Annotated in this window: 18 protein-coding genes; 15 read left to right on the plus strand and 3 right to left on the minus strand. The window is 72.3% G+C overall.

What is annotated here, in order from left to right:
• The first annotated feature begins 8 nt into the window (after window positions 1–8).
• The 15 genes from AB4880_RS11230 (at window position 9) to AB4880_RS11300 (ending at window position 17,277) form a co-directional block, all read left to right on the plus strand.
• Entirely contained in the window at window positions 9–1,028 is a 1,020-nt protein-coding gene (locus AB4880_RS11230; protein ID WP_367919323.1) for an ABC transporter permease, read from the plus strand.
• Entirely contained in the window at window positions 1,025–1,927 is a 903-nt protein-coding gene (locus AB4880_RS11235) for an ABC transporter permease (protein ID WP_367919324.1), read from the plus strand. The genes AB4880_RS11230 and AB4880_RS11235 overlap by 4 nt, the downstream gene beginning before the upstream one ends.
• Window positions 1,927–2,802: an ATP-binding cassette domain-containing protein gene (locus AB4880_RS11240; protein ID WP_367919325.1), complete on the plus strand. Its 876-nt coding sequence runs from the start codon at window positions 1,927–1,929 to the stop codon at window positions 2,800–2,802. The genes AB4880_RS11235 and AB4880_RS11240 overlap by 1 nt, the downstream gene beginning before the upstream one ends.
• Window positions 2,795–3,613, plus strand: a complete 819-nt coding sequence (locus AB4880_RS11245; RefSeq protein WP_367919326.1) for an ATP-binding cassette domain-containing protein — start codon at window positions 2,795–2,797, stop codon at window positions 3,611–3,613. The genes AB4880_RS11240 and AB4880_RS11245 overlap by 8 nt, the downstream gene beginning before the upstream one ends.
• On the plus strand, window positions 3,610–4,677 hold the full coding sequence (locus AB4880_RS11250) for a TIM barrel protein (RefSeq protein WP_367919327.1): 1,068 nt from the start codon (window positions 3,610–3,612) through the stop codon (window positions 4,675–4,677). Before AB4880_RS11245 ends, AB4880_RS11250 begins: the two co-directional genes overlap by 4 nt.
• Window positions 4,678–4,684: 7 nt before the next feature.
• Window positions 4,685–6,127, plus strand: a complete 1,443-nt coding sequence (locus AB4880_RS11255) for an FAD-binding oxidoreductase (protein ID WP_367919328.1) — start codon at window positions 4,685–4,687, stop codon at window positions 6,125–6,127.
• A gap of 5 nt (window positions 6,128–6,132) precedes the next feature.
• Complete coding sequence (locus AB4880_RS11260; RefSeq protein WP_367919329.1) at window positions 6,133–7,206, plus strand: sugar phosphate isomerase/epimerase family protein; 1,074 nt, start codon at window positions 6,133–6,135, stop codon at window positions 7,204–7,206.
• Window positions 7,203–8,423, plus strand: a complete 1,221-nt coding sequence (locus AB4880_RS11265; RefSeq protein WP_367919330.1) for a M24 family metallopeptidase — start codon at window positions 7,203–7,205, stop codon at window positions 8,421–8,423. Before AB4880_RS11260 ends, AB4880_RS11265 begins: the two co-directional genes overlap by 4 nt.
• A complete protein-coding gene (locus tag AB4880_RS11270) occupies window positions 8,423–9,661 on the plus strand; it encodes an amidohydrolase (RefSeq protein WP_367919331.1) in 1,239 nt (412 codons plus the stop codon). The genes AB4880_RS11265 and AB4880_RS11270 overlap by 1 nt, the downstream gene beginning before the upstream one ends.
• A gap of 33 nt (window positions 9,662–9,694) precedes the next feature.
• The gene (locus tag AB4880_RS11275) at window positions 9,695–11,260 is read left to right on the plus strand and encodes an ABC transporter substrate-binding protein (RefSeq protein ID WP_367919332.1); all 1,566 of its coding nucleotides are present in this window, start codon (window positions 9,695–9,697) and stop codon (window positions 11,258–11,260) included.
• Window positions 11,261–11,418: 158 nt separating this feature from the next.
• The gene (locus AB4880_RS11280; protein WP_367919333.1) at window positions 11,419–13,020 is read left to right on the plus strand and encodes a DHA2 family efflux MFS transporter permease subunit; all 1,602 of its coding nucleotides are present in this window, start codon (window positions 11,419–11,421) and stop codon (window positions 13,018–13,020) included.
• 67 nt (window positions 13,021–13,087) lie between these two features.
• Window positions 13,088–13,678 carry a flavin reductase family protein gene (locus tag AB4880_RS11285; RefSeq protein ID WP_367919334.1) on the plus strand — a complete coding sequence of 197 codons (591 nt, stop codon included), beginning with the start codon at window positions 13,088–13,090 and terminating at the stop codon, window positions 13,676–13,678.
• 20 nt (window positions 13,679–13,698) lie between these two features.
• Window positions 13,699–14,907, plus strand: a complete 1,209-nt coding sequence (locus AB4880_RS11290; protein WP_367919335.1) for an acyl-CoA dehydrogenase family protein — start codon at window positions 13,699–13,701, stop codon at window positions 14,905–14,907.
• Window positions 14,908–14,947: 40 nt separating this feature from the next.
• Window positions 14,948–15,733, plus strand: a complete 786-nt coding sequence (locus tag AB4880_RS11295) for a crotonase/enoyl-CoA hydratase family protein (protein ID WP_367919336.1) — start codon at window positions 14,948–14,950, stop codon at window positions 15,731–15,733.
• Window positions 15,730–17,277 carry a PucR family transcriptional regulator gene (locus AB4880_RS11300; RefSeq protein WP_367919337.1) on the plus strand — a complete coding sequence of 516 codons (1,548 nt, stop codon included), beginning with the start codon at window positions 15,730–15,732 and terminating at the stop codon, window positions 17,275–17,277. Before AB4880_RS11295 ends, AB4880_RS11300 begins: the two co-directional genes overlap by 4 nt.
• Window positions 17,278–17,544: 267 nt before the next feature.
• Here the strand turns inward: AB4880_RS11300 and AB4880_RS11305 are convergent, their stop codons facing one another.
• From AB4880_RS11305 to lysX, 3 genes are read right to left on the minus strand one after another with little or no spacing between them, the layout of a single operon-like run.
• Window positions 17,545–18,819: an NAD(P)/FAD-dependent oxidoreductase gene (locus AB4880_RS11305; protein WP_367919338.1), complete on the minus strand. Its 1,275-nt coding sequence runs from the start codon at window positions 18,817–18,819 to the stop codon at window positions 17,545–17,547.
• A gap of 54 nt (window positions 18,820–18,873) precedes the next feature.
• The gene (locus tag AB4880_RS11310; protein ID WP_367919339.1) at window positions 18,874–19,620 is read right to left on the minus strand and encodes a DUF998 domain-containing protein; all 747 of its coding nucleotides are present in this window, start codon (window positions 19,618–19,620) and stop codon (window positions 18,874–18,876) included.
• A complete protein-coding gene (gene lysX / locus AB4880_RS11315; protein ID WP_367919340.1) occupies window positions 19,617–22,901 on the minus strand; it encodes a bifunctional lysylphosphatidylglycerol synthetase/lysine--tRNA ligase LysX in 3,285 nt (1,094 codons plus the stop codon). Before lysX ends, AB4880_RS11310 begins: the two co-directional genes overlap by 4 nt.
• Between the last annotated feature and the right edge of the window lie 30 nt (window positions 22,902–22,931).

The raw sequence follows: 22,931 nt of genomic DNA on the forward strand, positions 1-22,931 counted from the left end.
TACGAGCGATGAGCCGGTTCATCCTGCGCCGGCTCGGGCTGGCGCTGCTCTCGCTGTGGGGCGTCGCCACGATCGTCTTCTTCATGTCGAAGCTGATCCCCGGCGACGTGGCCCGCGTCGCGGCCGGGCGGCTCGCCACCCAGGACCAGGTCGCGGCGATGCGGGAGCGGCTGAACCTGGACGACCCGGTCCTCGCGCAGTACCTGCGCTTCCTCGGCCGGCTGCTCCACGGCGACTTCGGTCAGTCGATCGTCACCCACCAGCGGGTGTCGCACGACCTGCTCACCGTGCTGCCGACGACGATCCAGCTGGTGGTCCTGACGATGCTGATCGTCGTCCTGGTCGCGGCGCCGCTGGGCATCGTCGCGGCGGTCAACGAGGGCCGTGCGGCCGACGTCGCCGCCCGGATCATCCTCGTCCTCTCCGGCGGCGTCCCGATGTTCTGGCTGGCGATCATGCTGCGCTGGTCGCTCGGCCTGCGGCTGGGCTGGTTCCCGATCTCGGGCACCAACGGCGTCGGCATGGCGCCGCCGCGGGTCACGGGCTTCAACGTCATCGACTCAGCTCTCTTCGGCGACATGGGCAACCTGCTCGACTCGCTGGCGCACCTGGTGCTGCCCGCGATCGCGCTGAGCATGCCGTTCATCACGACGCTCGCCCGGATCATCCGCTCGAACATGATGACCGCGCTCAAGTCCGACTACATCACCTTCGCGACGTCCAAGGGCGTCCCGCGGCGCCGGATCGTGTGGCGGCACGCGTTCCGGTCGTCGCTCGGCGCCGTGCTGACCATCTTCGGCATGCAGTTCGGCTGGATGATCAGCGCCGCGGTGCTGGTCGAGGCGGTGTTCTCGCTGCCCGGCATCGGCAGCTACCTCTACGACTCCATCACCAGCCAGGACACCTTCGCGCTGCTGGCCGCGGTCTTCGTCATCGGCTCGGTCTTCATCGTCACGGCACTCCTCGCCGACCTGCTCCAGCTCGTCTTCGACCCGCGGGTGCGCCACGCCCAGGGAGGCACGGCATGACCGACGTCAACACCGCGACCGCGCACGCCTCGGCGGCCGGCATCGGCCGCGCCCTCGGCACCGGCGCGCGCCGCCTCCTCGGCGGACGACGGGTCGGGATCGTCGACAAGCTCGCGTTCGCGCTGGTGGCCCTGCTGGTCGTCGTCGCGATCGTCGGCCTCGTCGTCACCCCGCACGACCCGTTCGGCGTCGACACCAAGCAGGCCCTGCTGCCCCCGGGCGCGGGCCACCTGTTCGGCACCGACGACGTGGGCCGCGACGTCCTCTCCCGGATGCTCGCCGGCGCCGGACGGACGCTGCTCGTCGCGGTCGGGATCGTGATCGCCTCGACCGCGATCGGCGTGGCCGTCGCGAGCCTCGCCGCCCTGGCGCCGCGCTGGCTCGACGAGACGATCATGCGGGTCTGCGACATCCTGATGTCCCTGCCCAGCCTGGTGCTCGCCCTCGGCCTCGCCGCCGCGCTCGGCCCCTCGATGACCTCGATCGTGCTCGCCATGATCGCGACCTCGTGGCCGGCCACGGCCCGCCTGATGCGCAACATCCTGCGCGAGACGATGACCAGCTCGTACGTCGAGTCGGCGCGCATTCTCGGCATGTCGCGGATCCGCCTGATGCGCCACCACGTGCTGCCGAACTCGCTCGACGCGATCTACGTCCAGGCCAGCATGGAGATCGCCGGCACCATCGTGATGATCTCCGGCCTCGCCTTCCTCGGTGTCGGCGCCCCGCCGCCCAGCCCCGACTGGGGCTCGCTGATCGCGGCCGGCCAGGACTACATCACCACCGCCTGGTGGATCGCCCTCTTCCCCGGGCTCGCGATCACCGTCGCCGCCATCGCCTTCGGTCTGGCCGGCGACGCGATCCGCAGCTCGGTCGACCCCAGCTCGAGGAGGTCCTGATGGACACCACGACCCCCCTGCTGACCCTCGACCGGCTCTCGGTGTCGGTGCCGGAGAGGGAGCGGATCGGCGGCGGCGTCGGCGACCTGACCCTCGTCGAGGAGCTCTCCCTACAGATCCGGCCGGGCGAGCGCGTCGCGCTCGTCGGCGAGTCCGGCTCCGGCAAGTCGATGACCGCGCGCTCCATCCTGCGGCTCGACCCGCACCTGCGGCTGGCCGGCTCGATCCGGTGGAAGGACCAGGAGCTGGTCGGCGCGCCGGAGCGCCGGCTGCGCAGGGTCCGGGGCCGCGAGATCTCGATGATCTTCCAGGACCCGATGACCGCGCTCAACCCGGTGCTCACCATCGGCGAGCAGGTCGCCGAGCCCCTCACCGTGCGCGGCATGCCGAAGCGCAAGGCGCACGCCAAGGCCGTCGAGATGCTCGACCGGCTGGGCGTGCCGAAGGCCAAGGAGCGGATGCGCGCCTACCCGGGCCAGTTCTCGGGCGGCATGCGCCAGCGCGTGGTGATGGCCGCGGCGCTGGTCGCCCAGCCCGACCTGCTGATCGCCGACGAGCCGACCACGGCGCTCGACGTCCGGGTTCAGGAGCAGGTGCTCGACCTGCTCGAGGAGCAGTCGCGCGAGATGAACCTCGCCGTCCTCTTCATCACCCACGACCTCGGCATCGTCGCCGGCCTGGCCCATCGCGTCGCGGTGATGCTGCGCGGCTGCCTCGTCGAGGAGCGCACGGTCGACGACCTGTTCACCTGCCCCGAACACCCCTACACGCGCGGCCTGATCGGCTCCGTGCCGCGGCTCGACGCCGATCCCGACGTCCGCCTCAAGACGGTCGCCGACTACATGAGCACCGAAGGAGCGACCACCCATGCCTGAGCCGCTGCTCAAGGTCGACGGGCTGCAGAAGCGGTTCGGTCGCGGCAAGAACGCCTACCAGGCGCTGACCGACGTCTCCTTCGAGGTCGGGCAGGGCGAGATCGTCGGCCTGGTGGGGGAGTCGGGCTCCGGCAAGTCCACGATCATCCGCTGCCTGGTGGGCCTCGAGAAGGAGGACGCCGGCACGATCTCGTACGACGGCATCGACCCCGTCTCGGCGTCCAAGGCCGATCTGCGCCGCTACCGGCGCGAGGTCCAGATGGTCTTCCAGGACCCCTACTCCAGCCTCGACCCGCGGATGACCGTCCAGGAGATCCTCGAGGAGCCGATGCTCGTCATCGGCGGCTTCTCGCCCGCCGACCGCAGGGCCCGCATCCACGAGCTGATCGACATGGTCGGCCTGCTGCCCGAGCACCTGACCCGCCACCCGCGGCACTTCTCCGGCGGCCAGCGCCAGCGCATCGCGATCGTCCGCTCGCTCGTCGTCGACCCACGCGTGCTGCTGTGCGACGAGCCGGTGTCGGCGCTCGACGTGTCCGTGCAGGCGCAGGTGCTCAACCTGATCAAGGACATGCAGCGCCGGCTCGACCTGACCGTGCTCTTCGTGTCCCACGACCTCGCCGTCGTGAAGTACCTCTGCACCCGGCTCGTCGTCCTCGACAAGGGCGTCATCGCCGAGACCGGCGACGTCCCCGCGATCTACGACGCACCCCAGGATCCCTACACCCGCGCGCTGATGGAGGCCGTACCCGTGCCCGACCCCGTGCTCGAGCGTGCTCGCCGCGCCCGTCGACTGGAGGCTGCCCGATGACCCGCATCGGCGCCGACGTGAAGTTCGAGGACGGCGGGTCGCGGCTCGGTGACGACCCGGTCAAGACGCTCGTGGCGCTCGCGGACCTCGGCTTCGAGGGCATCCTGGTGCGCACCCTCGACGAGGCCTTCCCGACGCTCGATCCCGGCGCCATCGCGGAGTTCGCCGCGGAGGCCCGCGCCCGCGGGATGTTCGTCCAGGCCGGCGTCGGCAAGGTCAACCCCTTCATGACGGCCGAGCTGCCGCGCGTCCGCGACCTCGGCGACGGCAGCTATCTCGCCGGCATGGAGCGGATGATCGCGATCTGCGCCGAGCAGGGCTGGACCGAGGCGTGGAGCGCGACCGGCGGCTTCAAGCACGAGCTGCCGGCGCCGCACTGCTTCGACCGGTTCCGCACCGACGTCGACTGGGCCGACCAGCTCGCCTCGACCGGCCGCTTCCTCCGGCTGCTCGCGCCGTCGCTGCGCGCCCACGGGGTGCGGATCAACCTCGAGACCCACGAGGAGATCACGACCTTCGAGATCCTGCGGCTGATCGAGGAGGTCGGCGACGACGTCCTGGGCGTCTGCCTCGACCCCGCGAACCTGCCGGTGCGCGGCGAGCTCGTCACCGACGCCGTACGACGGGTCGCCCGCCACGTCCACATGACCCACCTGCGCGACGCCGTGCTCGTCGAGACCGACGAGGGGCTGTCCCGGTTCCTCGCCCCGGTCGGCCAGGGCCTCATCGACTGGCCCGACCTGCTGGGCCGGGTGCTCGCCGCGGCACCGGAGCTCGACCTCGTCATCGAGGGCATCGGCGGCTCCCGCGCCGAGATGCTGCTCCAGCTCGACGATCCGCGCTGGCGGGCCGCCCACCCCGACATGACGGACGCCGACGCGGCCGCGCTGCGCGCCCAGGCGGCGGCGTACGGCGGCCTGGTCGCCACCGGCCGCGCCCCGGACCTCGACGCGCTGCGCGCCTCGCCGCCCGTCGACGCCGACTACCGGCAGTTCCTCACCGATTCCCGCACCGCGCTGATGGCCGCGGTGCAGCGCCGATCCGCATCCCCCGAACAGGAGTAAGAGAGCAATGGAGAACAAGCCCGAGCTGACGGGCCTCGTCGCGGCGGTCGACTGCGACGTCGTCCTGCCCGGTGCGCCCGGCTACGAGACGCTGCGTCGGGTCTGGAACGCCGACATCGACCAGCGTCCCGCGGCCATCGTCCGCTGCACGACGGCCGAGCACGCCGCGGCCGCCCTGCGCTGGTGCCTCGCCCACGACCAGTCGCTGACGGTCCGCGGCGGCGGCCACAACCTCGCCGGCACCAGTGTCGCCGACGGCGCCGTCCTCATCGACCTCGGCCTGATGCGCCAGGTCACCGTCGACACCGAGGCCCGCACCCTGACCGTGGGAGCCGGCTGCCGCTGGGGCGACGTCGACCGCGCCGCCGAGCCGTACGACGTCGCGCTGCCCGCCGGCGTCGTCTCCCACACGGGCGTCGCCGGGCTGACCCTCGGCGGCGGCGCGGGCTACCTGTCCCGCATGCACGGATCCACCGTCGACTTCCTGCGCGAGGTCGAGCTGATCACCGCCGACGGCACGATCCGCCGGGTCAACGCCGACAACGAGCCCGACCTGTTCTGGGCGCTCAAGGGCGCGGGCCACAACTTCGGCATCGCGACCGAGTTCGTCTTCGACTACGTCGACCTGCCGGGTCTCGCCACGGTGCGGCTCGCGCTGTTCGCGGCCGACGACCGCAAGGCGCTGCTGAAGCGCTTCCGCGACCTCGGCCCGGCGATGCCCGACAACGTCACGGCGTACGTGCGGCTCTACAAGGCGCCCGAGTACTGGTCGCAGCTCCCTCGTCAGCACCGCGGCAAGCCGATCATCTCCGTCGCGACGGTCAGCTACGGCGACCCGGCCGACGAGCCGGCCCTGAGCGCCCCGATGTTCGAGGGCTTCACGCCGGTCTACGCGCGCACCTGGTCGGTGCCGCACGTGACGCTGCAGCACTCCACCGACGACGAGTTCCGCTACGGCATCCGCCACTACTGGCGCCACGTCGCGTTCGCGGAGATGCCCGACGAGCTGATCGACATCGCGATCGAGCACGCCGACGCCTACCCGGGCCGCTCGCTCAACTCCAGCGCGTACATCTCGCACCAGGTGATGTGCCCGTTCGAGCTGATCGCCGGCAAGCTCGAGCCGCGCGACCACAGCAACGACTCCACGACCGACATCCACTCGCGGTGGGCCGGCAACATCGGCGCCGACTGGGAGTACGACGACGAGCGCGCCGACCTGGTCGCGTGGGTCAAGGCCTTCAGTGCCGCGGTCAGCGAGTGGGAGCACGGCACCTACATCAACTTCACCTCCGAGCGCAGTGACGCCGACCGCAGCCGTGAGATCTACGGCGACAAGTTCGAGCGGCTGGCCAAGGCGAAGGCGATGTACGACCCCGAGAACATCTTCGACCACGGCCTGGTCGAGCTCGACCTCGCCGCGGCCACCGGCGACCTCGCGGAGGCCTGAGCGCCGTGACCTTCCGGATCGGCGTCGACAGCTCGAAGTTCGGGCTCCCGCACTCCCGCCCGGCGAGCTCGGTCGTCGAGCGGGCGGCGGCGCGCGGGCTGCAGGGCGTCTACTTCCGCTCGATCCTCGAGCTCAGCCCCACCCTCGACCTGGGTGAGGCGCGCGAGGCGATGCGCACGGCCGACGACCTCGGGCTGCGCGTCGAGGCCGGCGTCGGCAAGGTCAACCCGTACGCCACCCCCGAGGCGCCCGCGATCCGGGCGCTCGGCGGGGGCGACTACCTGGCCGCCCTGCGGCGGATGATCGAGGTGTCGGCCGCGGCGGGCATCCGCGAGCTGTGGTCGGCGACCGCCAACTACCAGTTCCGGCTGACCAACCGGCACGCCTACGACCGGTTCCGCACCGACGTCACGTGGGACGAGCAGCTCGCCGCCACCGAGCGCTTCCTGCGCAAGCTGGCGCCGGTGCTGCGCGACCACGGCGTCCACCTCAACCTCGAGACCCACGAGGAGATCACCACCTTCGAGCTGGCCCGGCTGGTCGAGGCCGTCGGCCCCGACGTCCTCGGCATCACCTTCGACACGGCCAACGTGCTGATGCGGTGCGAGGACCCGAACGCGGCGGTCGACCGGATCGCGCCGTACGTGCGGGCCACGCACGTCCGCGACGCCGCGCTCTTCTTCCGGCCCACCGGCATCACCCGGGTGCTCGCCCCCGTGGGGGAGGGCGTCCTGGACTGGGAACGGCTGCTCGCGCCGCTCGCCGACCGCGACCTGATGCTCTCCATCGAGGGCATCGTCGACCCCGAGCGGGCCGAGATGGACCTCCAGATCCACGACCCGGCCTGGCTCGCCGGGCACCCCGACCTCACCCTCGCCGAGGCGTTCGAGGTCGTCCGGCTCACGACGTCGTACGCCGAGCGGGTCGCGCGCGGCGAGGCGGCCGGCTGGGCCGACCTGCACTCCCCGGTCGGCGAAGCCGAGTCGCTCGACTTCATCGACCGCAGTGCCCGGCACCTCCGCGACGTCCTCGCCGCGGCCGGGCATCCCCACCACCCCGACAGGAGCGTCACCGCATGACCGACAACGCCTACCCCACCCTCAGCCTCGCCGAGCGCGACCGCCGCTGGGCGGCCGTGCGCGGGCTGATGAAGGAGCAGGAGGTCGACGGGCTCGTCGTGTTCGGCACCGGCCGCGACCGCGCGGACGCGTACCTGACCAACGAGGGCAGCGACACCGTCCTCATCACCCCGCAGGACGACCCGCTCGTCTTCATGGGCGACGTCCCGCTCGACTGGTACGACGCGCAGGGCTCGCGCTGGGAGCGCTGGGCGCCGGCGTGGAAGCACGGCGACACCCTCGCCAACCTCGCCGAGGCGCTGCGCGAGCGCGGTCTCGACCGGGCCCGGGTCGGCATCGTCGGCCTCACCGGCCGCTTCGTCGGCGAGGGCGACGGCTCCATCGCCTGGACCACGTGGCAGCGGATGCTGGGGCTGCTGCCCGACGTGGAGTGGGTCGACGTCGCGACGCCGTACGAGTCGCTGATGATCATCAAGAGCCCCGAGGAGCAGGTGCTCCTGCGCAAGGCCGCCTCGCTCGGCGAGGCGGCGTGCCGGGCGTTCGTCGACACCGCCCGCGCCGGCGGCAACGAGCACGAGGTCGCGGCGGCGTCCTTCCAGGCGATCATCGCCGGCGGCGGCTGGGTGCGCTGGCCGTTCATGCTGGAGCGGGCCGGCGCGAGCATGGCCGCCTGGTCGATCCCCGAGTGGTTCGAGATGGGGGGCGCCCCGCGGATCCTGCAGCCGGGCGACACCATCGCCGCGGAGATCTTCGCCTTCTACGCCGGCCAGGAGTCGCAGCAGCAGATCGACGTCTCCATCGGCGAGCCGAGCGCGCTGCGCCGCGAGCTCGAGGAGGTCTGCCTGGCGTCTTACCGGGCCGGTATCGCCGCGCTCCGCCCGGGCCTGCGCTTCTCCGAGCTGGCCGCGATCATGGAGGAGCCGCTGGCCGCCTCCGGCACCTGGAACACCGGCCCGATGGTGCAGACCGTCTCGCCGATCTACAACAGCGCGACCCGGATCGACCCGGGCGTCGACCCGGGCCTCGCGAACCTCCCGCATCTCCCGTCGGGTCACGCGATCGACGGCGACTTCGTGATCCAGGAGGGCCATGCCTTCGCGTTCGAGCCGAACGCGCTGCGCGACGGCCAGCGGGTCTGCATCGGCGGCACCGTGCTGCTGTCGGCCGCCGGGGTCGAGGAGCTCAACGACATCCCCAACCGCCTGAACGTCGTCTGATGGTGCGCACCACGCTGCGCAACGGGCGCGGCCGGGACGGCCGGCTGGTCGACCTCGTCCTCGAGGACGGTCGGATCCGGACCATCCGTCCCGCTGCGTCCGGGCGGCTCGCCGTCACGGAGACCGACCTCGGGGGACGGCTCGTCCTCCCGCTCTTCGTCAACGGCCACGCCCACTTCGACAAGACGTTCGTCGGCGCGCCCTGGCAACCGCACCTGCCCGGGGGCAGCCTCGTCGAGCGGATCGAGTCGGAGAAGCGGCAGCGCGCCGGCCTGGAGGCGACGTCCTTCGACCGGCAGCTGCTGCTCGCGCAGCGGATGATCGAGTTCGGCACCGGCGCGGTCCGCGCCCACGTCGACGTCGACGAGGACCTCGGGCTGACCGGTGTGGAGGACGCGCTGCGCCTGCGCGCCATCCTCACCGGGCTGCTCGACGTCCAGATCGCGGCCTTCCCGCAGAGCGGCATCGTCCGCGGCGGGCCGGCCGTCGCCAAGCTCCTCGACGAGGCGCTGGCGCAGGGCGTCGACGTGATCGGCGGGCTCGACCCGCTGAGTCTCGACGAGGACCTCGACGGCCACCTCGACGTCGTCTTCGGCCTCGCCGACCGGCACGCCGTACGGGTCGACGTGCACCTGCACACGACCGGCGCGCCCGCCGCCGCGGAGCTGCGCGCGATCGCCGAGCGGACCACGGCGCTCGGGCTCGCGGGTCGGGTCGCGATCAGCCACGGCTACGGCCTGGGGACGCTCGAGGGGCGCGACCGGGACGCCGTACCGGAGCTGTTGGCGGAGGCGGGCGTCGCCGTGATGACCAACGGCCCGGCGGGGCCGATGCCCGCCGTCCGTGCGCTGGTCGACCTCGGGGTCGAGCTGTTCGCGGGCACCGACAACGTGCGCGACGCCTGGTGGCCCTTCGGCACCGGCGATCCGCTGGCCACCGCTCGGGATGTGGCCTATCAATCGAACTTCCGGGTCGACGAGGACCTGGAGCTCGCCCTCGAGCTGGTCGGCGGCCGGGCCGCCACCGCGCTCGGGCTCGGGGAGCGAGAGCTGTACGAGGGTGGGCCTGCCGACCTCGTCGTCCTCGATGCCGCATCCGCGGCCGAGGCACTGGCCAGCCCACCCGCAGGTCGAGACGTGATGCGAGCCGGCTCCTGGCTCAGCACGCGCCGCGTCGAGACGTGGTCACGCCTGCCGGACGCACCGGACCTGGGCGACCTCGCCCAGGCCGGCGCCTGATCGACACCCCCGATGAAGATGAAAGGCATCTCCATGGAACGGCAGCTCTCACGAGCCTTCAAGGCCGGTGCGCTCGCGCTCACCGGTGTCCTCGCGCTCTCCGCATGCGGCATGCAGGCGGGGGGCGACTCCGGCAAGGGCGGTGCGGGCCCGCTGGTGATCGGGTCCACCAATATCGCCGAGACCCTCGACCCGGTGCAGGCCGCGGACGCGCACAACGACTTCAACGTCGCGGGCGTCTACGACCGCCTGGTCAACTACGACTCCGACGGCAAGATGATCCCGCAGCTCGCGACGACGTGGTCGTTCAACCCCAGCGCCACCGAGCTGACCCTGACCCTGCGCGACGACGTGAAGTTCCACTCGGGCAACCCGTTCACCGCCGCCGACGTCGTCTACACGCTCGACCGCGACAAGCGGATCGGCGCCGGCGTCGCCGCCTTCCTCGGCGACTACAAGTCCGCCGAGGCCGTCGACGCCCACACGGTCAAGATCACGCTGACCGGCACCGACACCACCTTCCTCGGCGCGCTCAGCCCGATCTACATCGTCGACTCCACGCTGGTGAAGGCCAACGAGGGCGACGACGACGCGCAGGGCTGGATCGCGACCCACGACGCCGGCTCCGGCCCGTTCACGATCAAGGGCTACTCGGCCAAGCAGGAGCTCCAGCTCGAGCGGTACGCCGATTACTGGGACTTCGACGAGGGCCGCCCCAAGGAGCTCGTCCTCCGCATGCTGAAGGACCACAGCGCCAGTCGCGACGAGCTGCTCTCCGGCGGCATCGACCTGGCCATGGACCTCTCCGGCCCCGACCTGGCGACGGTCAAGAAGGACGACCGGTTCACCGTGCAGGCGCTGCCGATCCCGCGCGAGACCTACGCCTGGCTCAACACCCGGGGCGGCATCACCAAGGACCCGAAGGTCCGCGAGGCGATCCAGCTGGCCTACGACTACGCCGGCCACCAGTCCAGCGCGATGGGCGGCGAGGGCAAGATCGCGACCACGATCCTGCCGCCGGGCATCGGCTGCGCCGTCGACGCCGGTGAGCCGAAGCAGGACCTGGAGCGCGCCAAGCAGCTCATCGACGAGGCCGGCGTCTCCGGCCGGTCGGTCTCGATCGCCTACCAGCCGACGGTCGACGAGTTCAACGTCGCCGGCACGCTGCTCCAGGACTCGCTGAAGAAGATCGGCCTCCAGGGCGAGCTGCAGGCGGTCACCTTCCCGCAGTACGCCGACCGTGTCTCGAAGCAGTCGTCGATGCCCGACATCGCGCTCGCGTGGGACTTCTCGTCGTACCCGGAGGCGGGGCCGCAGCTCGCCCGCGAGTACGGCTCGAAGAACGCCGGCTCGACCAACTTCACCTGGTACGCCAACCCGCAGGTCGACCAGTGGCTGGAGGAGGGGCTGGCCGAGACCGACACCGCCAAGGCGTGCGACTACTTCACCAAGGTGCAGAACCAGGTCCTCGCCGACCACGCGCTGCTCTACATCGCCGACCCGTCGATCAACGTGATCAGCGACGGCCGGGTGGGCGAGATCCCGTTCTCGCCGACTCAGCAGGACTTCAACGTGGGCCTGCTCCGCATGGCTAAGTGAGTCCGCACCGCGAGCACCCGCCCTCGACCCGCGGTGGGCCCGACCGGCCCGCCGCGGGTCAGGCGCATCTCTCCACAGGCACGTCATCGGCGATGCCCATTGTCGGTGGGTCGTGCTTTCCTGAAGTCCTGCCCTTCGACCCCTTGGGAGGCTCTCTCATGTCAGCTCCGGCCAAGCCCGCCGGCGAACCCGGCGCGTCCTTCGGAGACCCCGACGACGACCGGATCACCCCCGCGATCCTCAAGGTCGCCGGCGTGGTGGTGCTCGGCTCGATCATGGCGATCCTCGACACCACCGTCGTCAACGTCGCGCTGCCGACCTTCATCACCGAGTTCGACGTCAGCTCCTACTCGACGGTCGCGTGGACCATCACCGGCTACACGCTGGCCCTGGCCGCGGTGATCCCGGCGACCGGATGGGCGGCCGACCGGTTCGGCACCAAACGCCTCTACATCGGCGCGCTCACCCTGTTCACGCTCGGCTCCGTGCTGTGCGCGACCGCGTGGAGCATCGAGACGCTGATCCTGTTCCGGGTCCTGCAGGGCCTCGGCGGCGGCATGCTGATGCCGCTCGGCATGACGATCATGACCAAGGCCGCCGGCCCCCACCGGATCGGCCGGCTGATGGCGATCCTCGGCATCCCGATGCTGCTCGGCCCGATCCTGGGCCCGATCATCGGCGGCTGGCTGATCGACTCCGCGAGCTGGCACTGGATCTTCCTCATCAACCTGCCGCTCGGCATCGCCGCGATCGTCTACGCGCTGCTCGCGCTGCCCGCCGACGCCCCGGTGCCCAGCGAGACCTTCGACTTCGTCGGCATGGCGCTGATGTCGCCCGGTCTCGCGCTCTTCCTCTACGGCGTCTCGTCGATCCCCGGCGAGGGCACCGTCGCCGCCACCAAGGTGCTCGTCCCCGGCCTGATCGGACTGGCCCTGATGGTCACCTTCGTGGTCTGGGCGTTCCGCCCCGAGCACCCGCTGCTCGACCTGCGACTGTTCAAGGACCGCAACCTGACCATCTCGACGCTGGTCATGTTCCTGTTCGCGGCGTCCTTCTTCGGGGCGCTGCTGCTGGTGCCGACCTACTTCCAGCAGGTGCGCGGCGAGAGCGTGCTCAAGGCCGGCCTGCTCGTCGCACCCCAGGGTCTCGGCGCGATGGTGACCATGCCGCTGGCCGGCACGCTCGCCGACAAGCTGCCGGTGGGCCGGATCGTCCCGTTCGGCTTCATCGGCATCATCGTCGGCGTCGGCGGACTCGCGATCAGCACCGACCCCGACACGTCGTACGGGCAGATCATCGCGTTCCTGTTCATCATGGGCCTCGGCATGGGCGCCACGATGATGCCGACGTTCACCTCGGCGCTGAAGACGCTGCGCGAGCACCAGGTGGCCCGCGGCTCGACGCTGATCAACGTCCTGCAGCAGGTGGCGGCGTCGGCCGGCATCGCGGTGATGTCGGTGCTGCTCACCAACCAGCAGAAGGGCTCCGACGCGCTCCAGGCGTTCCAGGCGATCGGCGAGGCCGCGGTCAAGCACACCACGGCGCCCGGCTGGGCGCTCGAGACCGCGCAGCGCCTCGGCGACCGCTTCCCCGGCATCGCGATCGGCGACCTCGCCGACTCGTTCCGGCTCCCGTACGCCGTCGCCGCGATCGCGCTCACCCTCACCCTGATCCCGGTGGCGATGATGCCGCGCAAGCGCGAGGAGTCCCACCTGCTCGACGAGGAGGGGCCCGGCGAGCGGCCGGTCATGATGCACTGACGCCCGGCCCGGCGCACCACGCGCGGCCCCGGTGGGCCGCGCGTGCGTGGCGCGGGATGATCGAGGCATGGGTCTCGACCATCTCGTCCTCCGTCCGGGCGACCCGGGCGTCAACGGCTACCGGCTGCTGACCGCCCTGGTCGTGCCGCGCCCCATCGCCTGGGTGTCGAGCGTGTCGGCCGACGGCGTCGGCAACCTCGCGCCGCACTCCTTCTTCACGGTCGCGAGCGCCAAGCCGCCGATCGTGCAGTTCACCTCGGTCGGCGCCAAGGACACGCTCCACAACATCCTCGCCACCCGCGAGTTCACGATCAGCCTGGCCAGCGAGCCGCTGCTCGACGACGTCAACGGGTCCAGCGCGACGTACGACGCGACGGTCGACGAGGCCCGCGAGCTCGGCATCGTGATGGCCCCGAGCGCGGTGGTCCGGACGCCCCGCGTGGCCGCGTCCCCGGCCTCGCTGGAGTGCCGGCTCCACGACACGCTGCCGGTCGGCGACTCGACGCTGGTGTTCGGCGAGGTGGTCGCGGTGACCGTCGACCCGGCCGCGATGGTCGACGGCCGGCCCGCGTTCGACCGGCTCGCCCCGCTGGCCCGGCTCGGCGGCGACGAATGGGGACTGCCGGGCGAGGTGGTCACCGTCGCCCGGCCGCGGTGAGCGGCCGATAGCCTCTCGTCATGTCCGCAACGTCCTCCTCGTCCTCCCTGCCGCCCTTCGTCCCCCTCGACCCGGCAGGCATCGACGACCTGCTGTCGGACGACGAGAAGGCGGTCCGCGCCTCGGTCCGCCAGCTGTGCGCCGAGCGGGTCGACCCCTACGTCGCGGAGTGGTTCGAGCAGGGCGCCCTTCCCGACGTCCGCGGCCTGGCCAAGGAGCTCGGCTCGCTGGGTCTGCTCGGGATGCACCTCGAGGGCTACGGCTGCGCCGGGATGTCGGCCACCGACTACGGCCTGGCCTGCCTCGAGCTCGAGGCCAGTGACTCCGGGATCCGCTCGCTGGTGTCGGTGCAGGGGTCGCTGGCGATGTTCGCGATCTGGCGGTGGGGCTCGGAGGAGCAGAAGACCGAGTGGCTGCCGCGGATGGCCGCGGGCGAGGCGATCGGCTGCTTCGGCCTGACCGAGCCCGACAGCGGCTCCGACCCGGGCAGCATGCGCACCCGCGCTCGTCGGGTCGCTGGAGAGGGCTCCGACTGGGTCCTCGACGGCCGCAAGATGTGGATCACCAGCTCCTCGGTCGCCGATGTCGCGGTGGTGTGGGCGCAGACCGACGAGGGGATCCGCGGCTTCGTGGTCCCGACGTCGACGCCCGGGTTCAGCGCGCCGGAGATCAAGCACAAGCAGTCGCTGCGTGCGTCGGTGACCGGTGAGATCGTGCTCGACGGCGTCCGGCTGCCCGCGTCGGCAGCGTTCCCGGAGGTGCGCGGGCTGAAGGGTCCGCTGTCGTGCCTCAACGAGGCGCGCTACGGCATCGTCTGGGGCGCGATGGGCGCGGCGCGCTCGTCGCTGCAGGCGGCGCTCGACTACGCCAACCAGCGGATCCAGTTCGGCAAGCCGATCTCGTCGTACCAGCTGACCCAGCAGAAGCTCGTCGACATGAACCTGGAGTACACCAAGGGCGTGCTGCTCGCGCTGCACCTCGGTCGTCGCAAGGACGCCGGCACCCTGCGCCCCGAGCAGGTCTCGCTGGGCAAGCTCAACAACGTCCGTGAGGCGCTGGAGATCTGCCGGACGGCGCGCACGATCCTCGGCGCCAACGGGATCTCGCTGGAGTATCCGGTGATCCGGCACATGAACAACCTCGAGTCGGTGCTGACCTACGAGGGCACCGTCGAGATGCACACCCTCGTCGTCGGCCAGGCCATGACCGGCCACGCCGCCTTCCGCTGAGCCGACCCACCGGCGAACGCCCCCACCCCACGGAGGAAGCATGACCAACGGCCTGCGCGTCGAGCGCCCCGACAGCGTCGCCAACGTCGAGGTCTGGACGATCGACGACCCCGAGACGCGCAACGCGATCTCGAGCCCGGAGATGATCGCCGCCCTCGTCGACAACGTCCGGCGCATCGACGAGGACACCACCGTCCGCGCGGTGGTCCTGACCGGTGCGGGCAAGGCGTTCTCCAGCGGCGGCAACGTCCGCGACATGGCCGAGGGCAAGGGCATGTTCGGCGGCACGCCGTTCGAGCAGCGCAACAGCTATCGCCACGGCATCCAGCAGATCCCGCTGGCGATCCACCACAGCGAGGTGCCCTTCATCGCGGCGGTCAACGGCCCCGCGGTCGGCGCCGGCTGCGACCTGGCGATGATGTGCGACCTGCGGATCGCCTCGGAGCGGGCGTGGTTCGCGGAGTCCTTCGTACAGCTCGGCATCATCCCCGGTGACGGCGGCGCCTGGTTCCTGACGCAGGCGATCGGGCCGGCGAAGGCGGCCGAGATGGCGCTCACCGGCGACCGGGTCGACGCCGCCAAGGCGCTCGACTGGGGCATGGTGTCGCAGGTCTGCGCTCCCGACGAGCTGCTCGACCGGGCGCTCGAGCTGGCCGCGCGGGTCGCGAAGAACCCGTCCCACGCGGTCCGGATGGCCAAGCAGCTGCTCCGCGCCTCCCGGACGGCGGACCTCGGTCGCGTCCTCGAGATGAGCGCCGCACTGCAGGCCATCGCGCACCAGGAGGACGAGCACCGCGACCGCGTTCGGGCCTGGCTGGACCGATGACCGTCACGGCGGTCGACCTCGTCGACGGGCTCGGCCTGCCGCCGGTCACGGTGGTCGAGGCGGGCGCCGCGCGGCCGGTCGCGTCGATCCAGCTGGTGGAGGCGGGCTCCCCGGCGGAGCTGGCGCCGGCCGACCTCGCGGTGGCGGTCGGCGTCCGCGCGGTCGACGACGTCCTGGCGCTCGTCGACGACCTCACCGCCGACGCCGGCGCGTCCGGGCTGGTGCTGCGGCAGCGCTGGGCGCAGGACGACGCGGTCCGTGAGGCCTGCCGCGGCGCGCGACTGACCCTGGTGTCGGTGGCCGACGCGACCGCGTGGTCGCAGGTGATCGACGGGCTGCGCGTCGTCCTCGACAGCGCGGCGTCGGGCGGCGGCCCGGCGTCCCTCGACCTCGTCTACGCCGACCTCTTCGACCTCGCCGACCGAGTGAGCGCGATGATCGGTGGCCCGGTCACCATCGAGGACGCCGGCTCGCGGGTGCTCGCCTACTCGACCGGCCAGGAGTCGGCCGACGACCTGCGGATGTCGACGATCATCGGCCGCCAGGTGCCGGCCGAGGTCCGCCAGCACTTCCGCTCGCTCGGCGTCTTCCGTCACCTCGCCCGCTCCGACGAGCCGTACTTCGTGCCCGCCGGCGGCCGCGCGGCCAAGCCCCGCTACGTGCTGCCGGTGCGGGCCGCGGGGGAGTGGCTCGGCTCGGTGTGGGCGGTGGTGGCCGAGCCGCTGCCCGCCGTACCCGAGGGCCGCGACGAGGAGCTCGACGCGGCCGTCGAGGCGATCGCGCTGTGCCTGCTGCGGATCCGCGCGCAGGGCGAGCTGCACCGCCAGGTCCGCCGCGACCAGCTCCGCGGCGCGCTGCGCGGCGAGACCGCCGGCGCCGCGGCTTGGCTCGACGCCGGCCCGTGGCGGGTCGTCGTCCTCTTCGGCCCGAGCCCGGACCTCGCCGCCGAGGCGCGGTGCGAGATGTGGCTGGCCCTGTCGCGCCGGCACGGCTGGGCAGTCCCGCTCGTCGGCGAGCTCGACGGCGCCGTCTACGCGATCGTCCAGGCCGACGGTACGGCGCCCGGTGGCTGGGCGTGGCTCGACGGCCTGGTCCGCGGCGGCGCCCGCGGCCTCGCCGCCACCGCCCTCGTCGCCGGCCCCGCGGTCGCCGTCGCCGGCGAGCTGGCCCACTCGCGCGCGTTGGCCGACGAGCTGACCCTCCTCGACGGCGCCGGGGACGCCGGCTCGGTGCGGTCGGTCGAGGACTCCTGGCCCGCGATGGTCCTGGCCCGGGCTGTGGCCGGGCTGCGCACGCGCCCGCTGCTCTCGCCCGTCGCCGTCCTGGCGGCCCACGACCGGGAACACTCCGGCGCGCTGATCGACACCGTCGAGGCGGTCATCGACGCCTGGGGCGAGCCGCAGCGGGCCGCGCGGGCGCTCGGCGTGCATCCCAACACGGTGCGCTATCGGCTGGCGCGGCTGGGTGAGGTGTGTGCGCTGGACCTCCAGGATCCGGCGGTGCGGCTGGCGGTGCGCCTGGAGATCGCGCTCCTGCGGGGTTGATGCGCGACCCGGCACAAACTGGCTCGCGAAAGACGCCGACCCGGCACAAACTGGCTCGCAAAAGACGCCGACCCGGCGCCAACTTCTGCGGGTCGGCCCGAGTCCGGCGCCAACTTCTGCCGGGTCGACGCGACTCCGGCGCCAACTTCTGCCGGGTCGGCGCGAGTCCGGCGCCAACTTCTGCCGGGTCGGCGCGACTCCGGCGCTCACTTCTGCCGGGTCGGCGCGAGTCCGGCGCTAGCTTCTGCCGGGTCGGCCCGCCGGGGCTTAGCGCAGCGGGTCGACGGCGCGCAGCGCGTCCGGCCGGACGCCGGTCATGATCTGCTCCGCGAGCAGCTTGCCCGTGCGCGGGCCGAGCGTGATCCCCCACATCCCGTGACCGCCGGCGACATAGACCGACGGGTCGCGGGTGGCGCCGATCAGTGGCAGGCCGTCGACGGTGCAGGGGCGGGCGCCGACCCACTCGTCCTCGCGCTGGTCGAGGTGGGCGCCGACGAGGAGGTGCTGCGCCTCGTCGACCAGGGCCTGGATCCGGCGCGGGTCGAGCGGGGCGGCGACGTCGCGGAACTCCATCATCCCCGCGATCCGCAGCCGGTCGCCGACCGGCGTGCATGCGACCCGCTGGGTCGGGAAGTAGACGGGGCCGCGCGGCAGCTGGTCGACCTTGATCGTGAACGAGTAGCCGCGTCCGGCCTGCACCAGCCGCCGTACGCCGAAGCGCTTGGCTAGCGCGTTGAGCCGGGCGCCGGTGGCGATGACCACGGCGTCGTAGCGCTCGCCGGCGATCTCGACGCCGCCGCCCACCGGTACGACGTCGGTGATGTCGGCCTCGGGCCGGATCACGCCGCCGCGGGCGACGACGGAGTCCGCGACCGCGTGGACGTAGGCGGAGGGGTTGAGGAAGCGCTCGCCCTTGATCCGTACGGCGGTCGCGATCTCGCCCGACAGCGCCGGCTCGGCCGCGCGGGCGGTGTCGCCGTCGACGACCTCGAAGTCGACGTGCTGGCCGCACGCCTCGATGTGCTCGAACTCCTCGAGCAGCGCCCGGCTGTCGGCCACCGAGCGGAAGGCGGCGGTGAACGGCGCGGCCTCCTGGGTGCGGGCGGCGACGCCGCCCTCCTCCATCTCGGCGAAGGCCGCGAGCGCACCGTTGTTGAGCGGGATCAGCGCCTGCATCGCCTTCTGCCACCGCGACGGCGTGCAGTTGCGCGCGAACTGCAGCAGGAACCGGATCAGCCGCGGGTCGGCGGTCGGGGGGATGTAGACCGGCGAGGAGGGCCGGAGCATCGCGCCGACGCCGTACTTGAGGACCGACGGCTCGGGCAGCGGGACGGCGATGCTCGGCGTCAGCCAGCCGGCGTTGCCCCAGCTCGATCCGGCCGCGACGTCGTCGCGGTCGAAGACGGTGACGTCGGCGCCGTGCTCCTGGAGGTACCAGGCGGTGGACAGTCCGACCAGGCCGGCGCCGAGGACGGCGACGCGCTGCGGGGCGGTGCGGTGCTGGGCGGTGCGGTGCTGGGCGGTGCGGTGCTGGGGGCTCATGTGGCCATCGTCACCGAGCCGCACGCGCCTGTCGTTGCCGTGCGGCCACAGCTGTCAGGTGCTGCTTTGTGGCCGGCCCACAGTCGACGAGCCGTGGCCGTTGCCCGGGCGGCGCGCCGACGCCTGCCGGCGCCGGTGCAGGGTCACCCACAGCAGCCAGGCGGGGGCGAGCGCCAGCCAGGTCGCGGTCAGCGAGACGCCGAGACGCTGGACCAGGCCCAGCGCGCCGGTGTCGCCGTTGACCAGCAGCGCGGCGGTCATCACCGCGTCGACGACGCCGCTGAGGGCGGCGAGCAGGCCGATGGTGGCGAGGATCCGGCGGCGGACGACCGGGGCCTCGACCCGGCGTAGCGCGATCGAGCAGGTCACCAGCAGCACGAGGAAGGCGTTGGTCTCGATGAAGCTGATGACGCCGTGCGGCTCGGTCACCCGCGCCCACCACGAGCTGGTGCCGGCGGCCGGCAGGTCGTCGGTGAACGACGCCTCCAGCGGCAGCAGGGCCTCGAGGACGATGCACGCGCCGAGGACGACGAGCGGCCCCCAGACCGACGGCCACCGGCGGCTCTGCCACCACGCCGCCGCGCCGCCACCGAGGAGCAGCAGCCCACCGATCACGTCGAGGGTCCGGAAGACGCGGCGGAAGGGCTGGCCGACGGCGGACAGCTCGCTGATGAAGCTGGTGACCGGGTCGAGGTCGATCGGCAGGATCAGCTCGAGCACCCAGGAGCCGTAGATGATCCCGCCGGCGAGGAGCAGGATCATCGCCAGCCGGTGCTGCAGCAGCCGGTGGAGACGCTTCATGACCCGTCCGTCGCCGTCCCGGGGCGCACGAGGGGGAACGCCAGCGTGGTGCGGATCGACTGCCCCGAGAGCAGCATGAGCAGCCGGTCGACGCCGATGCCGATGCCGCCGGTCGGGGGCATGCCGAACTCCATCGCCTGCAGGAACTGCTCGTCGACGACCATCGCCTCGGGGTCGCCGCCGGCCGCCAGCAGCGACTGCTGCTCGAGCCGGCGGCGCTGCTCGACCGGGTCGTTCAGCTCGCTGTACGCCGTCGCGATCTCCATGCCGAAGGCGACCAGGTCCCACCGCTCCGCCAGCTGCGGGATGTCGTCGCGGGAGCGGGTCAGCGGGCAGACGGACGTCGGGAAGTCGGCGAAGAAGGTCGGGTGCATCGTGTTCGGCTCGACCAGGGTCTCGTAGAGCTCGAGCACGAGCTGGTCGGCGGTCCGGTCCTCGGCGACGGCGATGCCGTGGCGGCAGGCGATCTCCTGCCACTGCTCGAGCGGGGTCTCCCAGGTGACCTCGACGCCGACCGCGGCCGAGACCGCCTCGTGGACGGTGACGACCGGCCACTCGCCGCCGATGTCGTAGCGCTCGGACGACCCGCCGTCGGCGTTGCCCACCAGCACGGGCTCGCCGTGGGCCGCGATCGCGGCGGCGATGATGAGCTCGCGGCACAGGTGCCGCATCGTGGTGTAGTCGCCGAACGCGTCGTAGGCCTCGAGCGCGGTGAACTCGGGGTTGTGGGTGCGGTCGGCGCCCTCGTTGCGGAAGACCCGGCCCAGCTCGTAGACCTTGTCGACGCCGCCGACGCAGAGCCGCTTGAGGTAGAGCTCGGGCGCGATCCGCAACGAGAGCGGCAGGTCGTAGGCATTGCTGTACGTCGCGAACGGCCGCGCGTTCGCACCACCGTGGACGGTGTGAAGGATCGGCGTCTCGACCTCGAGGTAGCCCTGGTCGTGCAGGCACTCGCGCAGCTGGCGGATGACGGTCGCGCGCCGGCGCAGCAGCACCCGCGCCTCGTCGTTGAGCGCCAGGTCGACGTGCCGCTGCCGCACCCGCAGCTCGGGGGCCAGCGTGCCGTTGACCCGCCCGGGCAGCGGGTGGAGGCACTTGGCGAGCATCCGCCACGAGCTGACGAAGACCGAGCGCTCGCCGGTCTTGGTGTGGCCGAGGACACCGGCCAGCTCGACCAGGTCGCCGCGGTCGCAGCGGGCGTCGAAGGTCTGCAGGGACGGCTGGACGTCGGTGCCGCTCTCGATGACGCACTGGACGGTGCCGGTCCAGTCGCGCACCTCGGCGAACAGGATGCCGCCGTGGTTGCGCAGCCCGACCACCCGGCCGGCCACGGTGACCGCGGTGCCGTCGGCGGCGTCGAGCGCGGTCACGACGGACGACGGTCGGCCGTGTGAGGCGGGGTAGGCGTCGACGCCCGCCGCGGCCATCTCGGCGAGCCGCGCCATCCGGACCCGGACCTGCTCCGGCGGGCGATGGCCGCGGGCACGCAGCTCGTGTTCCTCGCGCATCGCCGCGACGATCTCGTCGGCGCGCGCCTCGGGCAGCGCGTCGGGGGTGAGCCGGCGGCGGGTGTGGGTCCACTCGGGGACGTTGACGAAGCCCTCGGCGATGCCGGACGCGATGCCGATCCGCACCAGCATCCGGGCGTCGTCGTAGCAGAGGAAGCGCGGCACCCAGGTCGGCTCGAACTTCACGTTCGAGCGGTAGAGCGCCTCGAGCTGCCAGTACTTCGAGAGCACCAGCAGGACCTTGCGCCAGGCGCGCAGGATCGGGCCGGCGCCGATCCGCGCGCCCTCCTCGAAGGCCGAGCGCAGCACCGCGAAGTTGAGCGAGATCTGGGAGACCCGGTGCTCGGAGCCGTGCTCGGCGAGGTTGCTGACCAGGTACTCGATGACGCCGTTGGGGGCGTCGGGGTTGCGGCGCATCAGGTCGAGCGAGATGCCCGACGTCCCCCACGGGACGAACGACAGCAGCGCCAGGATCGTGCCGTCGGGCGCGAGCGCCTCGACCAGCAGGCAGTCGCCGTCGGCCGGGTCGCCGAGCCGGCCCAGCGCCATCGAGAAGCCGCGCTCCGGCTCGTCGCCGCGCCAGCGCTCGGCGAGGTCGCGGACCTGCTCCATGTCCTCCGGCGGGACCTGGTGGTGGCGACGGACCCGGGCGGTGATGCCCTGCCGCTCGATGCGTCGTACGGCGCGCCGGATCGGGCCGAGCCGGCTGCGCGTCTGGTTGAAGACGTTGACGTCGATGATCGCCTCGTCGCCCAGCTGCAGCGCGCTCAGGCCGGCCCGCTCGTAGACGTGGGCGGCGCGCTCGCTGGTGCCGAGGACGGCCTGCGACCAGCCGTGCGCGTCGGCGTACTGCTGCCACCGCGCGATCGCCGACCCCCAGGAGGCGGGGTCGCCGATCGGGTCGCCGCTGGCGAGGCAGACGCCGATCTCGACCCGGTAGAGGACGGCGGCGCGGCCGTCGTCGGAGAAGATCGCGGCCTTGTCGCGGCGGGTGGCGAAGTAGCCGAGCGAGTCGGCGCGGCCGTACTCGTCGAGGAGCGCCCGGATCGCGCGCTCCTCCGGCTCGCGCAGGAAGGCCTGCAGCGCCTGCGACTGGAAGACCACCGCGAAGGCGCTGAGCAGCGACAGCGAGCCCAGGAAGCCGAGGACGTCGCCGACCCAGTCGTCGGGGGTTCCGGCGAAGGCGCGGAACCCGATGTAGCCACCGGTCGCGCGGTTGATCGACCACAGCAGCCGCTCGCTGCCGGGCAGGGTGCCGGGGAAGAGCTCGACCAGCACGAAGCCGATGCCGACGCTGACCGCCAGGCACATCGCGAACACGATGCCGGCCTTGAGCAGCGACCGCGACCGCACCCGGGTCGTGAAGCCGAGCCGGGCCAGCGCCGCGAGGGCCAGGGCGACGATAGCGAAGACGACCGCGAAGGTGCTGCGGTGCCGCGACGCGAACTCGCCGGTCGCGTCGGCCAGGTTGACCAGCAAGAACACCATGAGCACCCGCCAGCCGGCGCGCTTGCGGGTGCTGAGCGCGGCGGCGAGCAGGGCCAGGAAGGTCGCGTAGGCCAGGTTGGGGAGCAGCAGGATGGTGTTCTCGCTGATCGCCATCCCGGCCGGGCGCAGCAGCGGGCGCAGCGGCGGGATCAGCGCGGTGATCGCGGAGAAGCCCGCCCAGATCGCGAGGATCGTCGCGCTGATCGACGGGAACCGCTGCTGGAGGACCTCGGTGAGCGATCGGAAGCGATCACCGAGGGTCGCGGAGCGGGCAACACGAGACACCTCAGAACTGTAACGGGGCGTCACTCACGC

It is taken from the genome of Nocardioides ginsengisoli (genome assembly GCF_039537225.1).
Lineage (GTDB): Bacteria > Actinomycetota > Actinomycetes > Propionibacteriales > Nocardioidaceae > Nocardioides > Nocardioides ginsengisoli.

Excerpts from the sequence above, each read along its gene's own strand:
- AB4880_RS11265 (WP_367919330.1), top strand. The coding sequence starts at position 7,203 with ATGACCGACAACGCCTACCCCACCCTCAGCCTCGCCGAGCGCGACCGC.
- AB4880_RS11275 (WP_367919332.1), top strand. The coding sequence starts at position 9,695 with ATGGAACGGCAGCTCTCACGAGCCTTCAAGGCCGGTGCGCTCGCGCTC.
- AB4880_RS11255 (WP_367919328.1), top strand. The coding sequence starts at position 4,685 with ATGGAGAACAAGCCCGAGCTGACGGGCCTCGTCGCGGCGGTCGACTGC.
- AB4880_RS11240 (WP_367919325.1), top strand. The coding sequence starts at position 1,927 with ATGGACACCACGACCCCCCTGCTGACCCTCGACCGGCTCTCGGTGTCG.
- AB4880_RS11280 (WP_367919333.1), top strand. The coding sequence starts at position 11,419 with ATGTCAGCTCCGGCCAAGCCCGCCGGCGAACCCGGCGCGTCCTTCGGA.
- AB4880_RS11250 (WP_367919327.1), top strand. The coding sequence starts at position 3,610 with ATGACCCGCATCGGCGCCGACGTGAAGTTCGAGGACGGCGGGTCGCGG.
- AB4880_RS11295 (WP_367919336.1), top strand. The coding sequence starts at position 14,948 with ATGACCAACGGCCTGCGCGTCGAGCGCCCCGACAGCGTCGCCAACGTC.
- AB4880_RS11235 (WP_367919324.1), top strand. The coding sequence starts at position 1,025 with ATGACCGACGTCAACACCGCGACCGCGCACGCCTCGGCGGCCGGCATC.
- AB4880_RS11305 (WP_367919338.1), bottom strand. The coding sequence starts at position 18,819 with ATGAGCCCCCAGCACCGCACCGCCCAGCACCGCACCGCCCAGCACCGC.
- AB4880_RS11300 (WP_367919337.1), top strand. The coding sequence starts at position 15,730 with ATGACCGTCACGGCGGTCGACCTCGTCGACGGGCTCGGCCTGCCGCCG.
- AB4880_RS11290 (WP_367919335.1), top strand. The coding sequence starts at position 13,699 with ATGTCCGCAACGTCCTCCTCGTCCTCCCTGCCGCCCTTCGTCCCCCTC.
- AB4880_RS11245 (WP_367919326.1), top strand. The coding sequence starts at position 2,795 with ATGCCTGAGCCGCTGCTCAAGGTCGACGGGCTGCAGAAGCGGTTCGGT.
- AB4880_RS11285 (WP_367919334.1), top strand. The coding sequence starts at position 13,088 with ATGGGTCTCGACCATCTCGTCCTCCGTCCGGGCGACCCGGGCGTCAAC.
- AB4880_RS11230 (WP_367919323.1), top strand. The coding sequence starts at position 9 with ATGAGCCGGTTCATCCTGCGCCGGCTCGGGCTGGCGCTGCTCTCGCTG.
- AB4880_RS11270 (WP_367919331.1), top strand. The coding sequence starts at position 8,423 with ATGGTGCGCACCACGCTGCGCAACGGGCGCGGCCGGGACGGCCGGCTG.
- AB4880_RS11310 (WP_367919339.1), bottom strand. The coding sequence starts at position 19,620 with ATGAAGCGTCTCCACCGGCTGCTGCAGCACCGGCTGGCGATGATCCTG.